The organism is Wolbachia endosymbiont of Tuta absoluta, from assembly GCF_059414725.1.
Window position 1 is genome coordinate 1 of sequence record NZ_JBNRJY010000444.1, and the last position, 4,459, is coordinate 4,459.

The window sequence follows — 4,459 nt, forward strand, 5'->3', positions numbered from 1 at the left end:
TGCAAGAACATTGGTCGTAATACCACGCAAGTCGGCAAGTATTGCAGCATCCTCTGGTTTAGAAACTCGCTTATCTTCTATACAATCACCGAAGGTACTACTATCATCCTTTCCTGTTGGAGCTTCAAGACTTACCGGATCTCTTGCTATCTTCATAACTTTGCGTATTCTTTCTAGCGGCATCGCCAATTCTATACTCAATTCCTCTAATGTAGGCTCTCTACCCATTTCATGAGTCATCTTTCTTAATGCTTTGTTGATTTTACTGATAATTTCCACCATATGTACTGGTATTCTAACTACTTTAGACTGTTCAGGTATTGCCCTAGTGATTGATTGTTTTACCCACCAAGTACCATAAGTCGAAAATTTATACCCACGTTTGTAATCAAACTTATCCACAGCCTTCATAAGACCAATATTACCTTCTTGTATCAAATCAAGCAGATCAAGGCCTCTTTTTGAATACTTTTTAGCAATCGAAACCACCAGCCTTAAATTAGCCTTAATCATTTCTTGCTTTGCTTGAGAGACTTCTTGTTCATGTTTCTGTATTCTCTTGATTACCTTCTTAAACTCCTGAACTCTATCTCCTTGTACATAACTCTTAATATTGCTTAAGGCACTAGCTATATACTCACAGCTATCGTTTATAAACCTTAAGAATTTATTTTTTAATTCACCTGTAAAAAGAGATTGATTTTCATTAATCTTGAGAAAACTTATTTCACTAAACTCGTGCTCTAAAAGCACATCATCATAAACATTATAAAAACTTTCTCTATCAATATCGTACTTTCTAGCTTCAGTAATAAGATTAGCTTCTTCAAACGTGATTAGTCTATTTATTTCGTAAAGTTTTTGTGTAATTCTGGTAATAGCAGCATCACTAAACTGAATTTGTAATGCTACAGACCATATTTGATTATATAAATTTTCTAGCTCATTAGAGAAATCTTTAGAATTTTTTTTCAATACCAATGCTTCATTTGTTAAAGCAATGATCTCATCCAATGCCGTGATAACCTTTGGCAATAAATCACTTTCCATTTCAAGAACAGAAATATTTAAGTTAGCTGAACTTATGTCTTCACTCTCATTTCCCTTTTCATCATTACCTTTTTCCTCATCATTAACACAATCTCTAACATCTTCAGCTTCACTTTCTTCTTTGTCTACCATATTGAAATCAGAGTTATAAATTGCATCCAGATTTATAATTTCTCTCAGTAAAAAAGTTCCACCACTTAAATCATCACGCCATGTTTTGATTATTTTGAATGCCACTGATGTTTCAATTATTGCACGTAACATGTTATGCTTTTCAGATTCAATTTTTTTTGCTATCTTAATTTCATCTGCTCGTGACAAAAGCTTTACAGAGCTCATATCCTGTAAATAAATCCTTACTGGATCATCGTTTTGCACTAAAGTTGTAGTAGTATTCAACGATGTCTCATCATCATCAAGCTTATTACCATCATTATTAGAAGGAGCTTCTTCCTCATCTTCACTACTTTCGAGTATGTTAATTCCAGAGTCTTGCAATAAAGCTATAGTGTCATCTATAAAATCAGTTGAAAAATTTTCATCTGACAACTTATCATTTATATCATCAAAAGTGATAAAACCGCCCTTTCTTATACTTTTGGTTACAAGATCTTTGATGATCTTTTTCCTATCTTCCGTACCATTAATAGTTGACATCATTACCTTTACAGTTTATAATTTTATTTCTTATTTATCAAATAAACTTACAATTAGCAAGCTTATAGTTTTATTCTTAATTTATAGTTACTTGCTACTTCATATAGTTTAAGATACTATCAATTTATTCACATTCTTCTTAATCAACTAATCTCTCTATTCTTACTAATATGGACAATCCAACTGAAAATGTTGCAATTCCAACCACTATAGCAGTAAGCATTAAGACGTGAGGTATAGGATTGGTATATAAGTGAAAATTTGAAGTCAATATAGGAGGTAAAGAATTTTTTACATACCCTAAAGATATGTAAAACAACAAAACAGATGATTGTAAGACACTTAATCCCATCATTTTTTTGATTAAGTTTTTATCATTTACAATGATATAGAAAGCTAGCACCATTAATATAGTAATGCCTACATAATTATATAGAGTCATTGTTTTTTCTTGCGAGCAAAATTTATATATATGATTAACATGGAAGAAGAGACGGTAAGCAATACACCCAGCTCCACTAAGAAAATACCCAATTTTTGACCTGTTCTACTATCAGCTGACAATATACTATAGGATAAAAAATTTTGGCCAAATAAAACTGTTATAATACCAGCTCCTCCATAGGTTAAAATACCTAGTACGTTAGTAAATTTGATAATAGAGTAAGGTATTGCTTTTAAAGTTGTAGGTATATCAAATAACATAGAATATAATATTATCCCAGAAGCAATAATTATTCCCGCCTGAAAACCTCCACCTGGAGTATAGTCACCATGAAACTGTATGTATAAACCAAAAAAAATGATAAAAGGTATCATCAAAAATGTTACTGCACTTAATACCGGATCTTTAATCACTTTCTTTCTCTTCTAATATTAACATTATACAAAGTGCAGCAGTAAAAACTACTATAGTTTCTCCAAATGTGTCATAGCCACGAAAGCTTGCTAAAACAGCTGTCACTATATTAGGAATACCAATAGCTTTTTCAGTATTTTCTACATAATAAGGAGCAACGTGCAAGTGAACTGGAGCATTATGACTGCCAAAATCTGGTAATTGAATCATAAAGTATGATAAACATGCAGTCAAAAATAACATAAAAAAAAGTGTTGTGGGGCTATGAGATAAATTTGCTTTGTAATTCTTTACCAAAGAGAGTGCTGCAAACGTAAAGACTGTGCTCAATCCTGCACCAACAGAAGCTTCAGTAATTGCAACATCTGGCGCATTCATAATCAAGTACATAAGTGCAATAAGTGAACTAAATACACACATTAGAACAGCACTTACAACCAAATGTTTCGAAAGAACTATAAAAACTGTAACCGTGAGTAACAGCAAAAGTAATATTAGATTCAGTATTTCTAGCATCTTAACCTTCTTTAATAGTCTTTACTTTTATAATAAGTACGCGCTAAAATATAACTGTTAGTTGAATTGGCTATCCATATTATAAAAATCAATAATATAACTTTAATAGTATTGATTGAAAATTCATTTTGCCAAGCAAAACCAATCAACAACAACATTGCGCCACTAGAATCTGCAATACCTGCAGCATGTAGTCTAGTATAGAAATCAGGAAATACTACTACTCCTACGCTTGAAATGACTATTAAACAAACACCTAAAAATATGAGAATGGATGCTACCATAAATTATCAAAACAACATTAATCTCATTAGCGCTATAGTTGATATAAAGCTGATGCTAGCATATAGTAATGCTATATCAATTAAAAAAAAATCATTCAGAACAATCGATATTGCTGTTATGAGTAAAACTAATTGTGTTGATAAATTATTGAATGCTAAAATCTTATTGTAAACGTCACTTGACCTAAATACTATACAACATAACATTACACTCATACAGAACAAAAGCACATAGATAGCAATACTAATCATTTATAAACTATTATAACCTCTGTAGATTTCTAAATCGGTACTTCTTCACCACTATCTTGATCATCTATTTCATCATCGTGGCTTTCTTGACTTACATCCAGACTTGTGTTAAGTTGATGATCAGAAAAATTTAACAAATTTGCTAGCTTACTTGGACTATTAATATAAGTATTATCTGTGTTTCCTTTCATGTGCTCCTTGCACCTTTTCACCAAAAGGTTAAACAACTCATGAGTATTCACCTTCTTTTCTGCTATTTCATATAAAGAAACTATCGTATCCTTATGATCTTTAAACTTAACCATTTCAACGGGATCGCTTGCCCCTGTACTCAAATCATGCGTTCTTTGACTTGCTAGCAGAACCAATTTAAAACGGTTGTGTACCTGTTCTACACACTTTTCTACAATAGACTCAACCATAAAATACCACCTTGATAAGCTTTATACTATATCACAAAAAATAAGATGTCAACTTCAGATCTATTGAGATCCAATTCTACATTCTACTTTTTCTTCTTTAGCTTTTACTGATTGATTTTCTGTTATTGTAATTGTTATCTCATGATCAAGCTTTTTCAAAAAACCTAACAGTCTCTCTAAAGAAAAACCACTTATCTTACCACTTTTAATTTGTGACACCTTTGGTTGATCAATACCAAGTTTCTCAGCCGCACAAGCTTGAGTCCAAGTATTTTTTCCTATAATTTTACTTATTATGCTCAGCAATTTTTTTTTTATTGCTTCACTATCCAGATTGTTTAATGATATTGTTTCCATAATTTTTACTCTCACATACCAACTAGCTTTATTAAATATTATATCATAATATTTAATATACC

Annotated in this window: 8 protein-coding genes; all 8 read right to left on the bottom strand. The window is 31.4% G+C overall.

What is annotated here, in order from left to right:
• The coding region (locus ACJ5GX_RS04855; protein ID WP_495292757.1) for a sigma-70 family RNA polymerase sigma factor at nt 1-1,707 on the bottom strand (1,707 nt) is incomplete at its 3' end.
• 139 nt (nt 1,708-1,846) lie between these two features.
• Nucleotides 1,847-2,149, bottom strand: a complete 303-nt coding sequence (locus ACJ5GX_RS04860; protein WP_052264668.1) for a cation:proton antiporter subunit C — start codon at nt 2,147-2,149, stop codon at nt 1,847-1,849.
• Complete coding sequence (locus tag ACJ5GX_RS04865; RefSeq protein ID WP_007302439.1) at nt 2,146-2,565, bottom strand: Na(+)/H(+) antiporter subunit B; 420 nt, start codon at nt 2,563-2,565, stop codon at nt 2,146-2,148. Before ACJ5GX_RS04865 ends, ACJ5GX_RS04860 begins: the two co-directional genes overlap by 4 nt.
• The gene (locus tag ACJ5GX_RS04870) at nt 2,558-3,082 is read right to left on the bottom strand and encodes a DUF4040 domain-containing protein (RefSeq protein WP_010404272.1); all 525 of its coding nucleotides are present in this window, start codon (nt 3,080-3,082) and stop codon (nt 2,558-2,560) included. The genes ACJ5GX_RS04865 and ACJ5GX_RS04870 overlap by 8 nt, the downstream gene beginning before the upstream one ends.
• A gap of 11 nt (nt 3,083-3,093) precedes the next feature.
• The gene (gene mnhG / locus ACJ5GX_RS04875) at nt 3,094-3,366 is read right to left on the bottom strand and encodes a monovalent cation/H(+) antiporter subunit G (RefSeq protein WP_012481981.1); all 273 of its coding nucleotides are present in this window, start codon (nt 3,364-3,366) and stop codon (nt 3,094-3,096) included.
• 6 nt (nt 3,367-3,372) lie between these two features.
• Nucleotides 3,373-3,618: a monovalent cation/H+ antiporter complex subunit F gene (locus ACJ5GX_RS04880; RefSeq protein WP_012481980.1), complete on the bottom strand. Its 246-nt coding sequence runs from the start codon at nt 3,616-3,618 to the stop codon at nt 3,373-3,375.
• Between the two features lie 29 nt (nt 3,619-3,647).
• Entirely contained in the window at nt 3,648-4,040 is a 393-nt protein-coding gene (gene rpoZ, locus ACJ5GX_RS04885; RefSeq protein WP_007302435.1) for a DNA-directed RNA polymerase subunit omega, read from the bottom strand.
• 60 nt (nt 4,041-4,100) lie between these two features.
• Nucleotides 4,101-4,397 carry a helix-turn-helix domain-containing protein gene (locus tag ACJ5GX_RS04890; protein ID WP_007302434.1) on the bottom strand — a complete coding sequence of 99 codons (297 nt, stop codon included), beginning with the start codon at nt 4,395-4,397 and terminating at the stop codon, nt 4,101-4,103.
• Between the last annotated feature and the right edge of the window lie 62 nt (nt 4,398-4,459).

Bases quoted from the DNA above. Each gene is read 5' to 3' on its own strand.
- ACJ5GX_RS04870 (WP_010404272.1), bottom strand. From the start codon at position 3,082: ATGCTAGAAATACTGAATCTAATATTACTTTTGCTGTTACTCACGGTT.
- ACJ5GX_RS04860 (WP_052264668.1), bottom strand. From the start codon at position 2,149: ATGACTCTATATAATTATGTAGGCATTACTATATTAATGGTGCTAGCT.
- ACJ5GX_RS04880 (WP_012481980.1), bottom strand. From the start codon at position 3,618: ATGATTAGTATTGCTATCTATGTGCTTTTGTTCTGTATGAGTGTAATG.
- mnhG (WP_012481981.1), bottom strand. From the start codon at position 3,366: ATGGTAGCATCCATTCTCATATTTTTAGGTGTTTGTTTAATAGTCATT.
- rpoZ (WP_007302435.1), bottom strand. From the start codon at position 4,040: ATGGTTGAGTCTATTGTAGAAAAGTGTGTAGAACAGGTACACAACCGT.
- ACJ5GX_RS04890 (WP_007302434.1), bottom strand. From the start codon at position 4,397: ATGGAAACAATATCATTAAACAATCTGGATAGTGAAGCAATAAAAAAA.